General features: G+C 41.9%; 15 protein-coding genes, 3 tRNA genes and 1 pseudogene. 13 read left to right on the top strand and 6 right to left on the bottom strand.

Annotation, left to right across the window (positions count from 1 at the left end; translation table 11 throughout):
* Nucleotides 1–5: 5 nt before the first annotated feature.
* On the bottom strand, nucleotides 6–650 hold the full coding sequence (gene plsY, locus ACVC7Q_RS02535; protein ID WP_447264711.1) for a glycerol-3-phosphate 1-O-acyltransferase PlsY: 645 nt from the start codon (nucleotides 648–650) through the stop codon (nucleotides 6–8).
* Nucleotides 651–837: 187 nt separating this feature from the next.
* On the opposite strand from plsY, the gene parE reads away from it, so the two are divergent.
* The 9 genes and pseudogenes from parE to ACVC7Q_RS02490 all read left to right on the top strand — a co-directional run bounded on the left by parE (nucleotide 838) and on the right by ACVC7Q_RS02490 (nucleotide 9,860).
* A complete protein-coding gene (parE, locus tag ACVC7Q_RS02530) occupies nucleotides 838–2,787 on the top strand; it encodes a DNA topoisomerase IV subunit B (RefSeq protein WP_049486220.1) in 1,950 nt (649 codons plus the stop codon).
* Nucleotides 2,788–2,842: 55 nt separating this feature from the next.
* Nucleotides 2,843–3,661 carry an aminoglycoside 6-adenylyltransferase gene (locus tag ACVC7Q_RS02525; protein ID WP_447264710.1) on the top strand — a complete coding sequence of 273 codons (819 nt, stop codon included), beginning with the start codon at nucleotides 2,843–2,845 and terminating at the stop codon, nucleotides 3,659–3,661.
* 203 nt (nucleotides 3,662–3,864) lie between these two features.
* On the top strand, nucleotides 3,865–6,318 hold the full coding sequence (parC, locus tag ACVC7Q_RS02520; protein ID WP_447264709.1) for a DNA topoisomerase IV subunit A: 2,454 nt from the start codon (nucleotides 3,865–3,867) through the stop codon (nucleotides 6,316–6,318).
* A 162-nt stretch (nucleotides 6,319–6,480) separates the two neighbouring features.
* Nucleotides 6,481–7,509 (top strand): annotated as a pseudogene (locus ACVC7Q_RS02515) (branched-chain amino acid aminotransferase); the annotation flags it as partial.
* Nucleotides 7,510–7,745: 236 nt separating this feature from the next.
* A complete protein-coding gene (locus tag ACVC7Q_RS02510; protein WP_031576999.1) occupies nucleotides 7,746–7,976 on the top strand; it encodes a DUF2969 domain-containing protein in 231 nt (76 codons plus the stop codon).
* A 52-nt stretch (nucleotides 7,977–8,028) separates the two neighbouring features.
* Nucleotides 8,029–8,109: transfer RNA gene (locus tag ACVC7Q_RS02505), tRNA-Tyr, on the top strand.
* A 9-nt stretch (nucleotides 8,110–8,118) separates the two neighbouring features.
* Nucleotides 8,119–8,190 (top strand) — tRNA-Gln (locus tag ACVC7Q_RS02500).
* Between the two features lie 168 nt (nucleotides 8,191–8,358).
* On the top strand, nucleotides 8,359–9,558 hold the full coding sequence (gene rpsA, locus ACVC7Q_RS02495) for a 30S ribosomal protein S1 (protein WP_061604646.1): 1,200 nt from the start codon (nucleotides 8,359–8,361) through the stop codon (nucleotides 9,556–9,558).
* Nucleotides 9,559–9,788: 230 nt separating this feature from the next.
* Nucleotides 9,789–9,860: transfer RNA gene (locus ACVC7Q_RS02490), tRNA-Arg, on the top strand.
* 90 nt (nucleotides 9,861–9,950) lie between these two features.
* Here ACVC7Q_RS02490 and ACVC7Q_RS02485 read toward each other — a convergent pair.
* Complete coding sequence (locus tag ACVC7Q_RS02485) at nucleotides 9,951–10,937, bottom strand: L-lactate dehydrogenase (protein WP_447264708.1); 987 nt, start codon at nucleotides 10,935–10,937, stop codon at nucleotides 9,951–9,953.
* Nucleotides 10,938–11,137: 200 nt separating this feature from the next.
* Between ACVC7Q_RS02485 and gyrA the strand changes: the two genes are divergently transcribed.
* The 4 genes from gyrA (at nucleotide 11,138) to radC (ending at nucleotide 15,550) form a co-directional block, all read left to right on the top strand.
* Entirely contained in the window at nucleotides 11,138–13,594 is a 2,457-nt protein-coding gene (gene gyrA / locus ACVC7Q_RS02480) for a DNA gyrase subunit A (protein ID WP_447264707.1), read from the top strand.
* A 13-nt stretch (nucleotides 13,595–13,607) separates the two neighbouring features.
* Nucleotides 13,608–14,351, top strand: a complete 744-nt coding sequence (locus ACVC7Q_RS02475) for a class A sortase (RefSeq protein ID WP_014713268.1) — start codon at nucleotides 13,608–13,610, stop codon at nucleotides 14,349–14,351.
* Nucleotides 14,352–14,533: 182 nt separating this feature from the next.
* Entirely contained in the window at nucleotides 14,534–14,812 is a 279-nt protein-coding gene (locus ACVC7Q_RS02470; protein ID WP_301362328.1) for a porphobilinogen deaminase, read from the top strand.
* A gap of 54 nt (nucleotides 14,813–14,866) precedes the next feature.
* Complete coding sequence (radC, locus tag ACVC7Q_RS02465; RefSeq protein WP_023918030.1) at nucleotides 14,867–15,550, top strand: RadC family protein; 684 nt, start codon at nucleotides 14,867–14,869, stop codon at nucleotides 15,548–15,550.
* A gap of 52 nt (nucleotides 15,551–15,602) precedes the next feature.
* On the opposite strand, the gene ACVC7Q_RS02460 is transcribed toward radC, so the two are convergent.
* The 4 genes from ACVC7Q_RS02460 to ACVC7Q_RS02445 all read right to left on the bottom strand — a co-directional run bounded on the left by ACVC7Q_RS02460 (nucleotide 15,603) and on the right by ACVC7Q_RS02445 (nucleotide 18,067).
* Nucleotides 15,603–16,250: a redox-sensing transcriptional repressor Rex gene (locus tag ACVC7Q_RS02460; protein ID WP_024055729.1), complete on the bottom strand. Its 648-nt coding sequence runs from the start codon at nucleotides 16,248–16,250 to the stop codon at nucleotides 15,603–15,605.
* A 130-nt stretch (nucleotides 16,251–16,380) separates the two neighbouring features.
* Nucleotides 16,381–16,596 carry a DUF4649 family protein gene (locus tag ACVC7Q_RS02455; protein WP_049490891.1) on the bottom strand — a complete coding sequence of 72 codons (216 nt, stop codon included), beginning with the start codon at nucleotides 16,594–16,596 and terminating at the stop codon, nucleotides 16,381–16,383.
* Between the two features lies 1 nt (nucleotide 16,597).
* Entirely contained in the window at nucleotides 16,598–16,945 is a 348-nt protein-coding gene (locus ACVC7Q_RS02450; RefSeq protein ID WP_368402669.1) for a DUF1831 domain-containing protein, read from the bottom strand.
* A 9-nt stretch (nucleotides 16,946–16,954) separates the two neighbouring features.
* Nucleotides 16,955–18,067 (bottom strand): cysteine desulfurase family protein, encoded by a 1,113-nt coding sequence (locus ACVC7Q_RS02445; RefSeq protein WP_447264706.1) that lies wholly within the window; start codon nucleotides 18,065–18,067, stop codon nucleotides 16,955–16,957.
* Nucleotides 18,068–18,071 lie beyond the last annotated feature (4 nt).

Here is an 18,071-nt window from a genome sequence, read left to right as displayed (position 1 = left end):
AGGCTCTAGTTTTTTGGTTGTTGGTGGGTGATGTTCTTTCCCCAAGGGATAAGATTTTCTTTTTTTTCTTTGATCCGTTGGATATTGTCTTTGTGACGAAGAATGATCAAGGTCGCTAAGGCCAAGACAATGACTGTAAAAAGCGGATCATAACCGTGCAAGATCCATCCAGTCAAAGGGAGAAGGAGGACAGATAGAATGGCGAGTAGCGCAACGGTAACACTCGAAAACGAGATCATACTGGTTAAATACAGGCTGGCTACAAAATACACAGCTAAAATTAGTAGTAGGATAGGCGAGAAGCTAAGTAAGACACCAGCACTTGTCGCCACTGCTTTTCCCCCCTTGAATCCAGCAAAAATTGGAAAAGTGTGACCTAAAACAGCTAAGAGACCAAAGACCATCGGTGAGATCCCTTGAATTCCGAAGAAAGTCGGAAGGAGAACGGCTAAAGTCCCTTTTAAGAAATCAATCGCAAAGACGATGATCCCAGCCTTCTTCCCTAAAATCCGAAAGGTATTGGTCGTTCCTGTATTGCCCGAGCCATGTTCCCGTAAATTAATATGGAAAAAGATTTTCCCAATCCATAATCCCGAAGGAATGGAGCCTAATAGATAGGCTAAAATTAAAACACTTATTTCTTTTATCATACTTTCATTATAACAAAAAGCCATCAATAGAAAAAGCAATTTTTGGAGTTCAAGTGTGACATCTGAAGAAAGTGCTCAGCCGGCTTTTTTTACTGAGGTATAGAAATCTCCATATAAAGAGAAAAAATTTTGCAAAATTTCCTAAAAAACTGTAATATAGAAAAGATGAACAAACAGGAGGTTCCTTGTGGCAAAAAAGGAAATCAATATTAATAATTATAATGACGATGCCATTCAGGTACTAGAAGGGTTGGATGCAGTCCGTAAACGTCCAGGGATGTACATCGGATCGACCGATGGAAACGGCTTGCATCACATGGTCTGGGAGATCGTTGACAATGCGGTCGATGAAGCCTTGTCTGGCTTTGGCTCACAAATCGATGTCACGATTAATAAAGATGGTTCTCTATCGGTAGAAGACCAGGGACGTGGAATGCCGACAGGGATGCATGCTATGGGCAAACCAACCGTTGAGGTGATTTTTACGGTCCTCCACGCCGGAGGGAAGTTTGGTCAAGGAGGTTATAAGACATCTGGAGGTCTTCACGGAGTGGGATCTTCTGTCGTCAATGCCCTTTCTAGTTGGCTTGAGGTAGAAATTACCCGTGATGGAGCTGTCTACAAGCAACGCTTTGAAGATGGCGGGAAACCTGTCACTACTCTCGAGAAGATAGGAACGGCTCCCAAGTCTAAGACAGGGACCAAGGTCACCTTCATGCCGGATCCAACCATCTTTTCAACGACGGATTTCAAATTTAATACCATTGCTGAGAGGATCAAAGAATCAGCTTTCTTGCTTAAGGACGTAACGCTGACGCTGACCGACCTCCGCAAGGAAGAAGACAACCATGTGGCCTTTCATTATGAAAATGGTGTCCAAGATTTTGTAGAGTACTTGAACGAAGATAAGGAAACTTTGACACCTGTTCTTTACTTTAGTGGCGAATCGGATGGTTTTCAGGTAGAAGTAGCCATGCAATACAATGATGGTTACTCAGATAATATCTTGTCCTTCGTAAATAATGTCCGCACCAAAGATGGGGGAACCCACGAGACAGGTCTGAAGACAGCCATCACCAAGGCCATGAACGACTATGCAAGAAAGACAGGACTTCTCAAGGAAAAAGACAAAAATCTGGAAGGATCAGACTACCGCGAAGGTTTGTCTGCTGTTCTTTCAATCTTGGTCCCAGAAGCCCATTTGCAATTTGAAGGGCAAACCAAAGACAAGTTAGGAAGTCCCTTGGCTCGTCCAGTCGTTGATAGCATTGTTTCTGATAAATTGACCTTCTTCCTCATGGAAAATGGAGAGTTGGCTTCTAATCTCATTCGTAAGGCTATTAAGGCCCGGGATGCGCGTGAAGCAGCTCGAAAAGCGCGGGATGAAAGCCGAAATGGCAAGAAGAGCAAAAAGGACAAAGGACTTTTATCTGGTAAATTGACACCAGCCCAGTCTAAAAATCCTAAGAAAAATGAGCTCTATCTAGTCGAAGGAGACTCTGCTGGCGGTTCTGCCAAACAAGGACGGGACCGTAAGTTCCAAGCGATTCTCCCCCTTCGTGGGAAGGTTCTCAATACTGAGAAAGCCAATATGAGTGATATCCTCAAGAACGAGGAAATCAACACCATGATCTACACCATTGGTGCAGGAGTTGGGGCAGATTTCTCTGTGGAAGATGCCAACTACGATAAGATCATTATCATGACTGATGCGGATACAGATGGTGCCCACATTCAAACTCTTCTCTTAACCTTCTTCTATCGCTATATGCGACCTTTGGTAGAAGCTGGACATGTCTACATTGCGCTTCCTCCTCTTTATAAGATGTCCAAAGGCAAAGGCAAGAAAGAAGAAGTGGCCTATGCTTGGACAGATAGCGAATTAGAGGAGTTGCGTCGGACCTTTGGCCGTGGAGCAACCCTCCAACGATACAAAGGGTTGGGGGAAATGAATGCGGATCAGCTTTGGGAAACCACCATGAATCCAGAAACTCGTACCTTGATCCGTGTCACCATTGACGATTTAGCTCGTGCAGAACGCCGTGTCTCCGTCCTAATGGGCGATAAGGCTGCACCACGTCGTCAATGGATTGAAGACAATGTTAAGTTTACCTTGGAAGAAAATACGGTATTTTAATTACTTTCTACTATAAAATAAATAAGCCGTAATGTAGAAATGTTAAGGAATCGACATGAGAACTGATACAGAAATGATGACTCTGATCTTGCAGATAGCTGATACTCTAAAAGTAGAAGCAATTGCTTTATCCGGATCCCGAACGAATCCTCAGTCCGTAAAAGATGAGTTTCAAGATTACGATGTGGTCTATATAGTTGATGATCTGGAAGACCTGATTTCAGATTTATCTTGGCTAAACCAGTTTGGAAATCGCCTGATTTCCCAACATAACGTAGTAGAGCATCGTCGGCTGTATCTCATGCTTTTTGAAGATGGGAATCGCATTGATTTGACTATCTGTCCTAAGGAGTATATCCAAGAGTGGGTAGACAGCGAAGCAAATTTTGAAGTTATAAAAGATGACAAAGGTTTGTTTGAATCGTATTTGCCAAGCCCAAAACGCTACTGGACCTGTCCGCCTACTGAAGAGGAATTTGCAGCATCCTGCAATGAATTTTGGTGGGTATCGGCTTATGTGGTAAAGGCCATTAGAAGAAATCAGCTTATCTATGCGACCGACCACCTCTATGGTATTTGTCAGCAAGAACTCCTCAAGGTCTTGGCTTGGCAGGTAGCAAGTGATAAGGGAATAGTTGACATCGGAAAGAACTACAAGCACCTCTTTCACTATTTGCCTGCTGAGAAGGAAAAGGTTTTCTCAGCACTTCTTGATCTTTCTAGTATAGAGAAGGTTGGTCAGTCCTTATTTGCTACCATGAAGTTATTCGATGGTGAAGCGCAAGAATTGGCCCAAAAGATGGGGTTTACTTACGATAAGGAAGTAGCAGAGAAAATGATTTCTTATGCTAAAGAGAAACTTTCGAATCATTAATGAATCTATTTTAAACTACAGAAAGGATCGTTTGGTTACTTGTAGTAACTGAATTCCTTTTTCTAAAAAATCTACTCTACATTCTTTGAAAGGAGTTGAACACGCCCTAAATACTGTGTGAAAAAGATAAATTCTTTTGTGAGCATCGCTCACTGCAAGAATTTCCTATTTTCCCTTTGTATTTTACGGGCTTTGTATCCTATATGAGTAATATTCAAATCATGTCCCTGGAGGACATCATGGGAGAGCGCTTTGGTCGCTACTCCAAATACATTATTCAAGAACGGGCTCTTCCTGATATTCGGGATGGCTTGAAACCTGTTCAACGGCGGATCCTTTATTCTATGAATAAGGATGGGAATACCCATGACAAGGGCTACCGCAAGTCTGCCAAATCTGTCGGAAATATCATGGGGAATTTCCACCCTCACGGGGATAGTTCCATCTATGATGCTATGGTCCGCATGTCTCAAGACTGGAAGAACCGCGAAATCCTTGTCGAAATGCACGGAAACAATGGTTCTATGGACGGTGATCCACCGGCCGCCATGCGTTATACGGAAGCCCGTCTATCTGAAATTGCTGGTTATCTCCTTCAAGATATCGAAAAGAACACAGTGCCATTTGCCTGGAACTTTGATGATACAGAAAAAGAGCCAACGGTTTTGCCTGCAGCCTTTCCAAACCTTTTGGTCAATGGGGCAACGGGTATTTCAGCTGGTTACGCGACAGATATTCCGCCACATAACCTTGCTGAAGTCATCGATGCTGTGGTCTACATGATCGACCATCCTTCTGCTAAGGTAGACAAACTCATGGAGTTTCTTCCTGGACCTGATTTCCCGACCGGTGCCATTATTCAAGGGCGCTATGAGATCAAGAAAGCCTATGAAACTGGTAAGGGACGGGTGGTTGTCCGCTCTAAGACAGAGATCGAGCAACTCAAAGGCGGCAAGCAGCAAATCGTCGTCACTGAGATTCCATATGAGATTAATAAGGCTGTCTTGGTCAAGAAAATTGACGATGTTCGTGTCAATAACAAGGTGGCCGGTATTGCAGAAGTTCGGGATGAGTCTGACCGAGATGGTCTTCGCATTGCCATTGAGCTCAAGAAAGATGCCAATGCAGATCTAATCTTGAATTACTTGTTCAAGTACACAGATTTACAGGTCAATTACAACTTCAATATGGTGGCAATTGACAACTATACCCCTCGTCAAGTGGGGATTGTACCGATTTTATCAAGCTACATTGCTCACCGTCGAGATATCATTGTCGCTCGCTCTCGCTTTGACAAGGAAAAGGCTGAACGACGCCTCCACATCGTAGAGGGCTTGATCCGCGTCATTTCTATCCTAGATGAAGTCATCGCTCTGATCCGTGCTTCTGATAACAAGGCAGATGCTAAGGAAAACCTTAAGATCAGTTATGATTTCACAGAAGAGCAAGCAGAAGCCATTGTCACCTTGCAATTGTACCGTTTGACCAATACAGATATCGTCACCTTGGAAGAAGAGCATGCTAACCTCAAGGAGCAAATCGCGACCTTGGCAGCCATCATTGGAGACGAACGGACCATGTTCAATCTCATGAAGAAGGAATTGCGTGAAGTCAAGAAGCTCTTTGGCAACCCTCGTCGTAGTGAGTTGCAAGACACTGCTAAAACGATTGAGATTGATACAGCCAGTCTGATCGTTGAAGAGGAAACCTTCGTCAGCGTGACCCGTGCGGGTTACATTAAACGGACCTCTCCTCGTTCCTTCAATGCCTCAACACTGGAAGAAGTTGGAAAACGAGATGATGACGAGTTGATTTTCGTAGAGCCTGCTAAGACCACCCAGCATCTTTTACTCTTTACCAACTTGGGAAATGCCATTTATCGACCAATTCATGAATTGACAGATACCAAGTGGAAGGATATCGGAGAGCACCTCAGTCAAACCTTGACCAATTTCGAGCAAGAGGAAGAAATTCTCTTTGCGGAGATTGTGGATCAGTTTGAGGGCGTGACCTACTTTGCAGCAACTCAACAAGGGCAAATCAAGCGTTTTGAACGCAAGGAATTGAGCCCGTGGCGGACTTATCGTTCTAAATCGACTAAGTACGCTAAGCTAAAAGACCAAGACGATCGTATTGTAGCTGTTGCGCCAGTTGTCCTTGAAGACATCATGATCATCACCAAAAATGGGTATGGGTTGCGCTTTAATATTGAAGAGGTCCCTGTCGTAGGAGCCAAAGCAGCAGGGGTCAAAGCTATTAACCTCAAAGACGGGGATCAAGTCGCTGCCGCCTTTAAGTCTACAACACCAAGTATGTATATTTTGACCCAGCGAGGCAGTCTCAAACGGATGTTGCAAGACGATATTCCTGTAACTAGCCGTGCTAAACGTGGCCTACAGGTCTTGCGTGAGTTGAAAAATAAACCCCACCGCGTCTTCAAGGCAGGTCCAGTTTTTACGGACCAAGGAGATTTTGATCTCTTTACGAGCCAGGAAGAAGTAGGAGAGCAAGATCAAATTATTGCCATTACCTCTACCACTGGACAGGTGGCCGAGGTTGATTTGACACAATTAAGCATTTCTGAAAGAACAAGCAATGGATCCTTTGTCAATGATACCATTTCGGATCATGAAGTTTTTTCAGCCACTATCAAATAAAAGAAGGGGTCGGTCCATTCTAGGACTGACTTTCTTTAAAAATAAATTTTCTGAAAATTGAAAATATCACTTGAAATTCTCATGAAATGGTGTACAATAGTCTACATAGATTGAGAAACTAAATGGACCTGAACCAGGTCAAAAAGAAAAAATTTAAGGAGCACGATCATGACAGTATCACTTGATTGGGAAAACCTTGGCTTTTCATATATGAAATTACCCTATCGTTATTTGGCGTATTATCGCAATGGAGCTTGGGAAAAGGGAGAATTGACAGAAGATGCGACCTTGCATATATCCGAATCCTCTCCAAGTTTGCATTACGGTCAGCAAGCCTTTGAAGGCTTAAAAGCCTACCGTACAAAAGATGGAAGCATCCAATTGTTCCGTCCAGATCAAAACGCCAAACGTTTGCAACGCACGGCGGATCGTTTGCTGATGCCTCAAGTACCTGTTGACATGTTTGTGGATGCTTGTAAGGCAGTGGTAAAAGCTAATGAAGAGTACGTTCCACCATATGGTACAGGGGCAACACTTTATCTTCGTCCACTTTTGATTGGGGTTGGTGATATTATCGGTGTGCATCCAGCAGATGAGTATATCTTTACCATCTTTGCCATGCCTGTTGGTAACTACTTTAAAGGTGGTCTGGTTCCAACTAACTTCTTGATTCAAGATGAGTATGACCGTGCTGCACCACATGGTACAGGGGCAGCTAAAGTTGGTGGGAACTATGCAGCTAGTATGTTACCAGGGAAGATTGCCCATGATCGTAACTTCTCAGACGTGATTTACCTTGATCCAGCGACTCACACCAAGATTGAAGAAGTTGGTTCTGCAAACTTCTTTGGTATCACTGCAGATAACGAATTTGTGACGCCATTGAGCCCTTCTATCTTGCCATCTATTACTAAGTACTCTTTGCTTTACCTAGCAGAACACCGTCTTGGTATGACACCAATTGAGGGGGATGTCTTTATTAATGACTTGGATCGCTTTGTGGAAGCAGGAGCTTGTGGTACCGCAGCTGTGATCTCTCCAATCGGAGGTGTTCAACACGGGGATGACTTCCATGTCTTTTATTCTGAAACAGAAGTAGGTCCTATCACACGTAAACTCTACGACGAGTTGACCGGTATTCAATTTGGCGATATCGAAGCACCAGAAGGATGGATTGTCAAAGTCGATTAAAACGAAAGTGTCTGAGACCAAAATTGTCCAGGATTCAATGAGAAACAGCCTTAACGAAGGACGTAGCAGCTAAAGTTTCTCCTTATTCGCTTATAGGCTCAAAAGAATGCCGAATGACCTTTTTGGGGGTGGGATGAAGAAGGAATTTCTATTTAAATTCTTTCTGTCTCACTCCCTTTTCTCTTGCGTCATCAAAAGAATTTTTGTAAAATAGAAAAAGTGAAAAGAGGGTTGAAATGAGTAAAAAAGATAAGAAAATTGAGATTCAAATCGTTGATAGTAAAGTAATCGTCGGAAAAGACACTTTTGATGGGTTCACTTTGTCCATTGGTAAGAAAACGATTGGTGAAATTGCAGACATGGCAGGTCAATTTGCCATTATCAAAAATGGAAATGTGGATTCACTTTACAAAAAGCTTGAAAAAGCCGTTGAAATTTTAATAGAAAATTATAATTTGAATAAATAAGGGCTTGCAATCATAGTAAATCAATGGTATAATAGATCCTGTTGATTTATATGGAGAGATAGCGAAGAGGCTAAACGCGGCGGACTGTAAATCCGCTCCTTCGGGTTCGGGGGTTCGAATCCCTCTCTCTCCATTTTATTCATGGGGTATAGCCAAGCGGTAAGGCAAGGGACTTTGACTCCCTCATGCGTTGGTTCGAATCCAGCTACCCCAGTTCTTAGGTAATATCAGATAAGTGATAAAATATCTATCCAGGTATTTTATTTCTTTATAGGATGAGTCGTTAAAGATTGTAGTTGATCTCATTGCGAGTGCTTGCTTAGGAAAAATAATTATAAGTATGTCAAGTTTTAGAAAACTTGATTGTTGGAGGATTTTTTAGATGAATGAATTTGAAGATTTGCTAAACAGTGTTAGCCAAGTTGAACCAGGTGACGTTGTTACTGCTGAAGTATTGACAGTTGACGCGAACCAAGCTAACGTTGCAATCTCTGGAACTGGTGTCGAAGGTGTCTTGACTCTTCGCGAATTGACAAACGATCGTGATGCTGATATCAACGACTTGGTAAAACCAGGTGAAACACTTGAATTGCTTGTTCTTCGTCAAGTAGTTGGGAAAGATACTGATACAGTAACTTACCTTGTATCTAAAAAACGTTTGGAAGCTCGCAAAGCATGGGACAAATTGGTCGGACGTGAAGAAGAAGTTGTTACTGTTAAAGGAACTCGCGCTGTTAAGGGCGGACTTTCAGTAGAATTTGAAGGACTTCGTGGATTTATTCCAGCTTCAATGCTTGATACTCGTTTTGTACGTAACACTGAACGTTTCGTAGGTCAAGAATTTGATGCTAAAATCAAAGAAGTAGATCCGAAAGAAAACCGCTTCATCCTTTCTCGTCGTGAAGTTGTTGAAGCTGAATCAGCTGCAGCACGCGCAGAAGTATTTGGTAAATTGAACGTTGGTGATATCGTAACTGGTAAAGTTGCACGTATCACAAGCTTCGGTGCTTTCATCGACCTTGGTGGTGTTGATGGATTGGTTCACTTGACAGAATTGTCACACGAACGCAACGTATCACCTAAATCAGTCGTAACTGTTGGTGAAGAAATCCAAGTGAAAGTTCTTGACTTGAACGAAGAAGAAGGTCGTGTATCACTTTCATTGAAAGCTACAACACCTGGACCTTGGGATGGCGTAGAACAAAAATTGGCTGCTGGTGATGTTATCGAAGGAACTGTTAAACGTTTGACTGACTTCGGTGCATTCGTTGAAGTATTGCCAGGTATCGACGGACTTGTACACATCTCACAAATTTCACACAAACGTGTTGAAAATCCAAAAGATGTTCTTAAAGTTGGACAAGAAGTAACTGTTAAAGTTCTTGAAGTAAATGCTGCAGATGAACGTGTATCACTTTCTATCAAGGCTCTTGAAGAACGTCCAGCTCAAGAAGAAGGCGAAAAACAAGAAAAACGTCAATCTCGCCCACGTCGTCCAAAACAAGAAAAACGTGACTTTGATCTTCCAGAAACTCAAACTGGATTCTCAATGGCTGACTTGTTTGGCGATATCGAATTGTAATATTTTTAAGAGGCTAGGACAAAAGTCCTAGCCTCTTAATTTTCTTTGGATTGTCGAGCAAGACGCAGTGGTTGAGTGGGCTCTACTACCCTGATTTCATCAGCTTTTACAGACCTACTCAACTGTGCGGAGGTGGGACGACGAAATCGAATTCTAATGAATGACCGATTTCTGTCCCACTCTTTTTTTACTTGCCATATACTTGAAAATTTGATATACTATAACAGTTGCCACCCTTAGTGTAATGGATATCACGTAAGATTCCGGTTCTTGAGATGGGGGTTCGATTCCCTCAGGGTGGAAAGAAGAAGAGGTTGAGTTTCTCAACCTTTTTTGTTTTTCTAGCGTAAAAAAAAGACTCTCTATCATTAGAGAGTCTCATCACTGATTGATTAGTTTTTAGATGCTTCTTGGAATTCAGGGTTTTTCCATGCTTCATCAATGATTGCTTGCAATTCTTTTGCAGAAGCGTGCATTTTTTGAAGTTCAGCGTCGTTCAATGGAATGTTTACTGGACGTACGATACCGTGTGCACCTACAACTGCTGGTTGACCGATAAAGACGTTGCTGACACCATATTGACCTTCTTGGAATACAGAAAGTGGAAGTACCGCATTTTCATCATCAAGGATGGCTTTAGTGATACGAGCAAGGGCAACTGCGATACCGTAGTATGTAGCTCCTTTTTTGTTGATGATAGTGTAAGCAGCATCACGAACACCTTCGAACAATTCGATCAATTCAGTTTCTTGAACATTTTGAGTATCTTTAAGGAATTCTTCAAGGTTTACACCAGCGATGTTAGCGTGTGACCAAACCGCAAATTCTGAGTCACCATGTTCTCCCATGATGTAGGCGTGAACAGAACGAGCATCCACATCCAATTTTTCAGCAAGAGCTTGACGGAAACGAGCTGAGTCAAGTGAAGTACCTGAACCAATAACGCGTTCTTTAGGGAATCCTGAGAATTTCCATGTAGAGTATGTCAAAACGTCAACTGGGTTAGCAGCAACAAGGAAGATACCGTTAAATCCTGATTCAATAACTTGTGTTACGATTGATTTGTTAATCGCAAGGTTTTTACCAACAAGATCAAGACGAGTTTCACCTGGTTTTTGAGGAGCACCTGCAGTAATTACGACAAGATCAGCGTCTGCACAGTCAGCGTACTCAGCCGCATAGATCTTCTTAGGTGAAGTAAAGGCAAGGGCGTGGCTAAGGTCAAGCGCATCTCCGACAGCTTTTTCGTGCAATTGAGGAATTTCAATAATTCCAAGCTCTTGTGCAATTCCTTGGTTAACAAGTGCAAATGCGTAAGATGAACCTACAGCACCGTCACCGACAAGGATAACTTTTTTGTGTTGTTTAGTCAAAGTCATGAGTCTAAACGTCTCCTTCTTATTTTTTTTTGAGATAGATTCTCATACGTCTTCATTCTACCACTTTTGCAAGTCTTTGTCATCTGAAACATTGGGAATCCTTGATGTAAACGTTTTTACCATTGTGTTCATTAGAAGAAAAAAAGGCTAAAATGTGTTATAATAGTATGGTGAATTAAGTAAAGAGAGGCATTTTTTGAATGCAGGATAATAATCTAATTGATGTGAATTTAACATCAGAAATGAAGACGAGTTTTATTGATTATGCCATGAGCGTAATCGTGGCTCGTGCGCTCCCTGATGTTCGTGATGGCCTGAAACCCGTTCACCGTCGTATTTTATATGGAATGAATGAATTGGGTGTCACTCCTGACAAACCACATAAGAAATCAGCCCGTATTACAGGGGATGTTATGGGTAAATACCACCCACACGGAGATTCCTCTATTTATGAAGCTATGGTTCGGATGGCGCAATGGTGGAGCTATCGCTATATGCTAGTGGACGGCCATGGAAACTTTGGTTCTATGGATGGAGATGGAGCTGCTGCACAACGGTACACAGAAGCCCGGATGAGCAAGATCGCACTTGAGATGTTGCGAGATATCAATAAAAATACAGTTGATTTTGCAGATAACTATGATGCCAGTGAACGAGAGCCCTTGGTGTTACCAGCACGCTTCCCTAACCTTCTAGTAAATGGAGCCACTGGGATTGCCGTAGGGATGGCCACTAATATTCCACCTCATAATCTCGGTGAAACGATTGACGCCGTCAAATTGATGATGGACAATCCCGAAGTGACCACCCGTGAACTCATGGAAGTGTTGCCTGGTCCAGATTTTCCTACTGGAGCCTTGGTTATGGGTAGATCAGGTATTCATAAGGCTTATGAAACAGGGAAAGGCTCAATTGTCCTTCGCTCTCGTACGGAAATCGAGGAAACAAAGAGTGGCCGTGAACGAATTGTCGTAACGGAATTTCCATATATGGTAAATAAGACTAAGGTCCATGAACATATCGTGCGGTTGGTGCAAGAAAAACGGATTGAAGGAATTACTGCTGTACGAGATGAATCTAACCGTGAAGGGGTTCGTTTTGTCATTGAAGTACGTCGGGATGCCTCTGCCAATGTTATTTTGAACAATCTCTTCAAGATGACGCAAATGCAGACCAACTTTGGTTTCAATATGTTGGCCATTCAAAATGGTGTTCCAAAGATCCTTTCTCTTCGTCAAATTTTAGGTGCTTATATCGAGCACCAAACAGAAGTGGTGACTCGCCGGACCATCTTTGATAAAGAAAAAGCTGAAGCTCGTGCCCATATTTTAGAAGGCTTGCTTATTGCTTTGGATCACATTGATGAAGTAATCCGAATCATCCGCAATAGCCAGACAGACGCTGAAGCACAAGCTGAGTTGATGTCGAAGTTCAAGCTCTCTGAACGTCAAAGTCAAGCCATTTTGGACATGCGTCTTCGTCGTTTGACCGGTTTGGAACGAGACAAGATCCAGAGTGAATATGACGACTTGGTTGCCTTGATTGCTGATTTGGCTGATGTTTTGGCTAAACCAGAGCGTGTGGCGACTATCATCAAGGAAGAATTAGAAGAAGTCAAACGCAAGTTTGGCGATGATCGTCGAACTGAGTTGATGGTAGGGGAAGTTCTTTCTCTTGAAGATGAGGACTTGATTGAAGAAACAGATGTCTTAATTACCCTTTCTAATAAAGGATACATCAAACGTTTGGACCAAGCTGAATTTACTGCACAAAAACGTGGTGGACGTGGTGTCCAAGGAACCGGTGTGAAGGATGATGACTTTGTTCGCGAACTCGTATCTACGAGCACCCATGATCATTTGCTCTTCTTTACGAATAAGGGGCGGGTTTATCGTTTGAAAGGTTATGAGATTCCCGAATATGGCCGGACAGCTAAAGGATTGCCAATTGTCAACCTCCTAAAATTGGACGAAGGTGAATCGATTCAAACCATTATCAATGTGGAGCAAGATCGCAGTGACGAGGCTTATCTCTTCTTTACGACGCGACAAGGTTTGGTCAAGCGAACCAATGTAGCAGAATTTTCAAACATCCGTCAGAACGGTCTGAAAGCTCTGAACCTACGTAATGAGGATGAATTGATCAATGTCTTCCTTACAGATGGCAATACTGATGTCATTATTGGTACCAAATATGGATATTCTGTCCGCTTTAATGAGGCTGTAGTTCGGAATATGGGACGTTCTGCCACAGGTGTACGTGGTGTGAATCTCCGTGAAGGAGACAAGGTTGTAGGAGCTAGTGTCGTTACCGATCAAGATGAAGTATTGATCATTACTGAAAAAGGTTATGGTAAGCGGACAATGGCTGGCGAATACCCAACCAAGGGCCGTGGTGGTAAAGGAATCAAAACAGCCAATATTACAGAGAAAAATGGTCCGTTAGCTGGTCTTTTAACCGTTAAAGGGGATGAAGATCTGATGATCATTACCGATACCGGAGTTATGATCCGGACAGGTGTGGCTAATATTTCTCAAACGGGTCGTTCGACTCAGGGTGTGAAAGTCATGAGACTGGATCAGGATGCTAAAATTGTGACCTTCACAACTGTACAAGCTGATGAAAAAGATGAAGAAGTAGTGGAAGAAAACGAATAGATAAGGGGACAGCATGTCACGCAAAAGAAAAAAGAAAAAGAGTTTACGTAATACTCTTATCAACATCGTTGCAACACTTTTGATTATTCTCTCGCTTCTCTTAATTTTCAATGCTCCGATCCGCAATATGATCATGGTTTGGCATACCAACCAATACCAGGTTAGCAAGGTCGATAAAAAGACTATTGATAAAAACAAAGAAGTGAAGACGAGCTTTGATTTCCAACATGTCCAGTCACTCTCGACGGAGGCCGTGATCAATGCCCAATGGCAGGCTCAAAAACTTCCTGTAATTGGGGGAATTTCGATTCCTGAATTGAACATGAACCTTCCAATTTTTAAAGGACTCGAAAACGTAGCCCTTTACTATGGAGCAGGGACTATGAAGGAAAACCAAGTCATGGGACAAGGCAATTATTCTCTTGCTAGTCACCACGTATTTGGCCTAACTGGAGCAAATGCCATGCTGTTCTCACCATTAGAGAAAGCTAAGGCTGGTATGAAGATCTACATCACGGATAAAGAAAAAATCTATACTTATGTCATCTCGTCTGTTGAGACAGTGACTCCAGACCGTGTAGATGTTATTCAAGATCGTGAAGGTGTCAATGAAATCACCTTGGTGACCTGTGAGGATGCTGCAGCGACTTACCGGACGATTGTAAAAGGAAACTTGGAAACCTCTGTTGACTATGACAAGGCTCCAAAGGACATCCTGGATTCATTTAGCAAGTCTTATAATCAAATGCAACTCTAAAAAACCAAAGCCCGAGGCCAAGAGAGGCCTGGGCTTTTTTCTTTATAGTATGGCATGAAATAACTAAAGGATTCTTGTAAAATTGTAAGCGATTGGTAATATAATGTAAGGAATTTGTCATAATATTGAGGGAAATTCGGTATATAATAAGAGGAGAAAGAGTATGATAAGGAGGTAGAATAGTGACGAAAGAGCGAATTTATCATCACTTGCATCATTTCTATAATCTCTTAATAAATGATTTTCCACGAAATGGATTAATTACGAAAGGAATCTACGAAGTAGAGCAAGTCTACCAGACCTTAGAAGCCATTCCTCAGAGTCAGGAGTACTTGATCCGCTGTGAAATTCAACAGTTTTTAAAGGAGCTTGAACAAGTTCAAACAGGTTATCAGATCCGCTTTAATAAAGATGAAGCCTTAGTGTTAGATGATTTGAAGCAAGAAATCGCCTGTAAATAATGAAAGGTCGTTATTTTCTCAATTTATTACGAATTAATAAGTGAGGAGGAAATTATGTACGACATATCATTTATTGAACCATCTTTGCTTCCTAGGGAACGCTTGGTTTCTGAAGGGGTAGATAAGCTGAGTCATCAGGAATTGTTATCCATTCTCTTACGGACAGGCAACAAGCAAAAAAGCGTTTATGAGATAGCACAAGGTCTTTTGAGCTCGGTAAATAGTTTAAAGGAGTTAGGGCAATTAACCCTAGAGGAGCTACAGGAAATCTCTGGCATTGGGCGAGTGAAGGCCATCGAACTTCAGGCTGTTATTGAGTTTGGACGAAGGATTCATAAAGATGAACTAATGAGTTCCGAACAAATCATGAGTAGTCAGAAATTGGCCCATAAAATTCAACAGGAAATTGGCCATAAAAAGCAGGAGCACCTGGTTGCCCTTTATTTGAATACCCAAAATGAAATTATTCATCAACAGACGATATTTATTGGAACAGTGAATCGAAGTATCGCGGAGCCGCGTGAAATCCTGCATTATGCACTGAAGCACATGGCAACCTCCATTATCTTGGCTCACAATCATCCATCTGGTGCCGTGTTCCCTAGTAAAAATGATGATGAAGTCACTCATCGTGTCTTAGAGGCCTGTGAAGTAATGGGGTTAACCCTATTGGATCATTTGATTGTATCCGAAGAAAACTACTATAGTTATCGAGAAGAAACGGATTATTTGGTATAAAAAAGGTTGGAACCTTCTTGTTCCAACCTTTTTGTTATTGAAGTATAAGTCTTTATTCTTCGTTTTTACGCATAAAATAAAGGAGTGTTTGCAATTCACTAGTAAGATCGACATATTGGACGACGACATCCTTAGGGACTGTCAGATGTACTGGCGAGAAACTGAGAATTCCCTTGACACCAGCATCTACCAAGAGGCTAGCAACTTCTTGAGCCTTAACACTTGGAACAGTTAGAATGGCTGTTTGAATGCCTTCTTGTTTGAGTTTCTCTTTAATAGATGAAATACCGTAAATAGGAATTCCGTCTTTACTTTTAGTATTGATCAGTTCGTGATCGTCTAGATCAAACGCCATGACAATTTTCATCTTATTGCGTTCATGGAAGCGATAGTTGAGGAGGGCACTTCCCATATTTCCGATCCCAACAATAGCGACATTAGTAATAGCATTGTCATTTAAAAGATCTGCAAAGAAGTTCATCAGTTTTTTTACATCATAACCAAATCCACGTCTTCCTAATTCACCAAAATAAGAAAAATCTCGGCGAACAGTAGCAGAGTCAATCCCAATCGCATCCGCAATTTGTTTGGAATTGGCGCGCTCTATTTTTTCAGAGTTAAAGCGTTTAAAAATGCGGTAGTAGAGCGATAAGCGTTTTGCTGTTGCGCGTGGAATTGGAGTATTTTTATCATGTTTCACAATATCACAACCTTTCCCTCTTATTGTATAGGAAGATTGTGAAAAAATCAACTATCTAGAACGGTTTTTCAAAAATATTTTTGTCTAAAGAAAAAGCTGATGGCGATGAGAGAGTTCCATCAGCATCAGCTTAGTTTTCAGCTTGCTCTACCTTTTTCAAAAAAGCATAGAGCCCATCGACCCTTCCTGTATAGGGGAGTTTTTCACCCTTGTATTCAATGGAAACAATTGAGTAAGAGTCAGGCAGGGTTACACAGCCTGAAAATGCTAGAATGCAGGCTGCAAGGTCAGGATAAGTAGTCGTTCGCTCTACTTGGTAAGCGTCGATATAAGTTAGGGTTACCATATTAGACCTCTGTTTTGTTGAAAATTTCTCTTTCGACAAGACTATCCATTAGGAAATAAAATTTTTGTTGGATAATGTCATTCTCTGAATTTTTAAAGATATTAACCAGACGAAGTCCAGACTTGTCTGTGATATTGATTTTAAAACCTGTAAGGTCTTTGTTGAAGATAATTTTAAGCAAGAAGCCTTCACCGCTATTTGGAACAGCTTCGAGCAAACGATTTAACTCGTAATTTCCAACCTTTGTAACAGCAAATGTATTGTCACGTAAGGTATATTTTTTAACATTTGGGTGTAGACTATAGGTATATTTGCAGTCTTTCAATGAAACGCTTGTTTCAAAAGCCATATTGTTCTCCTATGATAAAATTTCTTTAAGTTTTGCGAGGAAGTCTCGAACCTCCTCTACGGTATTGAGTTCTGAAAAACTAATTCGAAGGGATTCTTTCAAGCGTGAGCTATCCTTTCCATAGAGCGCTTCAAGGACATGGCTGGGTTGTACAGTACCGGCGGTACAAGCAGAACCAGTGGATACGGAAATACCAGCTAAATCCAGTCTCATCAGCAAGACATCGTTTTGGACGCCTGGGAAGCCAAGATTCCAAACAAATGGAAGATGATCGTCACTCGCATTTACGTAGTAGTCGTAGGCTGCTAAACCATTAACTAGTTCTTGACCGAGTTTTTGAACGTGGTGGAAATTTTCTTCTTGATGAAGTGTGGCTTGCTGTATCGCAGTTGACATCCCTACAATTGAAATGAGATTTTCCGTGCTGGCTCTCATCTTATTTTCCTGATCCCCACCATGGATGAGATTATCAAAATCTGGGACGGCTGCATAAAGGAAACCGACTCCTTTGGGGCCGTGGAATTTGTGGGCAGAAGCACTGAGAAAATCAATCCCTAACTCTTCGGGATAGACCGGGACTTTCCCAATTGCTTGGACAGCATCAACATGAAAGGCAGCGGGATGATTTTTTAAGAGTACTCCGATTTCTTTAATCGGTAGAAGATCTCCAGTCTCGTTATTGGCAAACATGGTAGAGACAAGAATGGTATCCGGTCTAAGAGCTGCCTTGATATCACTAGCCTGAATACGCCCTTCTCTTGGTTGGACGATTGTGACTTCAAATCCGAAATGTTCTACAAGGTATTCAATGGGTTCGAGAACCGCATGGTGTTCCAAAGCGGTAGTAATGATGTGTTTGCCATCTGCCTGGTGTTTCAAGCAGTAGCCTTTTATCACAGTATTATTACTTTCTGATCCACCTGAAGTGAAGAAAATACGATTTGGAAGGGTATGGAGAGATCTAGCAATCTCCTCGCGAGATTCACGGAGGAGTTTACTAGCCATTCGTCCATGAGCATGAAGACTGGATGGATTTCCAAAGGTTGTCTTCATGGTTTCTGTCATCGCAGTGATGACTTCAGGCAAAAGGGGAGTTGTTGCGGCATTATCAAAATATATCACATTC

The sequence above is a fragment of the Streptococcus sp. W151 genome, from assembly GCF_053010205.1.
Note: the sequence above shows the minus strand (reverse complement) of the source record. Positions and strands in the feature narration are given on the sequence as shown.

Coding starts and splice junctions, on each gene's coding strand:
- radC (WP_023918030.1), top strand. CDS start 14,867: ATGTACGACATATCATTTATTGAACCATCTTTGCTTCCTAGGGAACGC.
- gyrA (WP_447264707.1), top strand. CDS start 11,138: ATGCAGGATAATAATCTAATTGATGTGAATTTAACATCAGAAATGAAG.
- ACVC7Q_RS02455 (WP_049490891.1), bottom strand. CDS start 16,596: ATGGTAACCCTAACTTATATCGACGCTTACCAAGTAGAGCGAACGACT.
- ACVC7Q_RS02450 (WP_368402669.1), bottom strand. CDS start 16,945: ATGGCTTTTGAAACAAGCGTTTCATTGAAAGACTGCAAATATACCTAT.
- parC (WP_447264709.1), top strand. CDS start 3,865: ATGAGTAATATTCAAATCATGTCCCTGGAGGACATCATGGGAGAGCGC.
- ACVC7Q_RS02510 (WP_031576999.1), top strand. CDS start 7,746: ATGAGTAAAAAAGATAAGAAAATTGAGATTCAAATCGTTGATAGTAAA.
- ACVC7Q_RS02525 (WP_447264710.1), top strand. CDS start 2,843: ATGAGAACTGATACAGAAATGATGACTCTGATCTTGCAGATAGCTGAT.
- plsY (WP_447264711.1), bottom strand. CDS start 650: ATGATAAAAGAAATAAGTGTTTTAATTTTAGCCTATCTATTAGGCTCC.
- rpsA (WP_061604646.1), top strand. CDS start 8,359: ATGAATGAATTTGAAGATTTGCTAAACAGTGTTAGCCAAGTTGAACCA.
- ACVC7Q_RS02485 (WP_447264708.1), bottom strand. CDS start 10,937: ATGACTTTGACTAAACAACACAAAAAAGTTATCCTTGTCGGTGACGGT.
- ACVC7Q_RS02475 (WP_014713268.1), top strand. CDS start 13,608: ATGTCACGCAAAAGAAAAAAGAAAAAGAGTTTACGTAATACTCTTATC.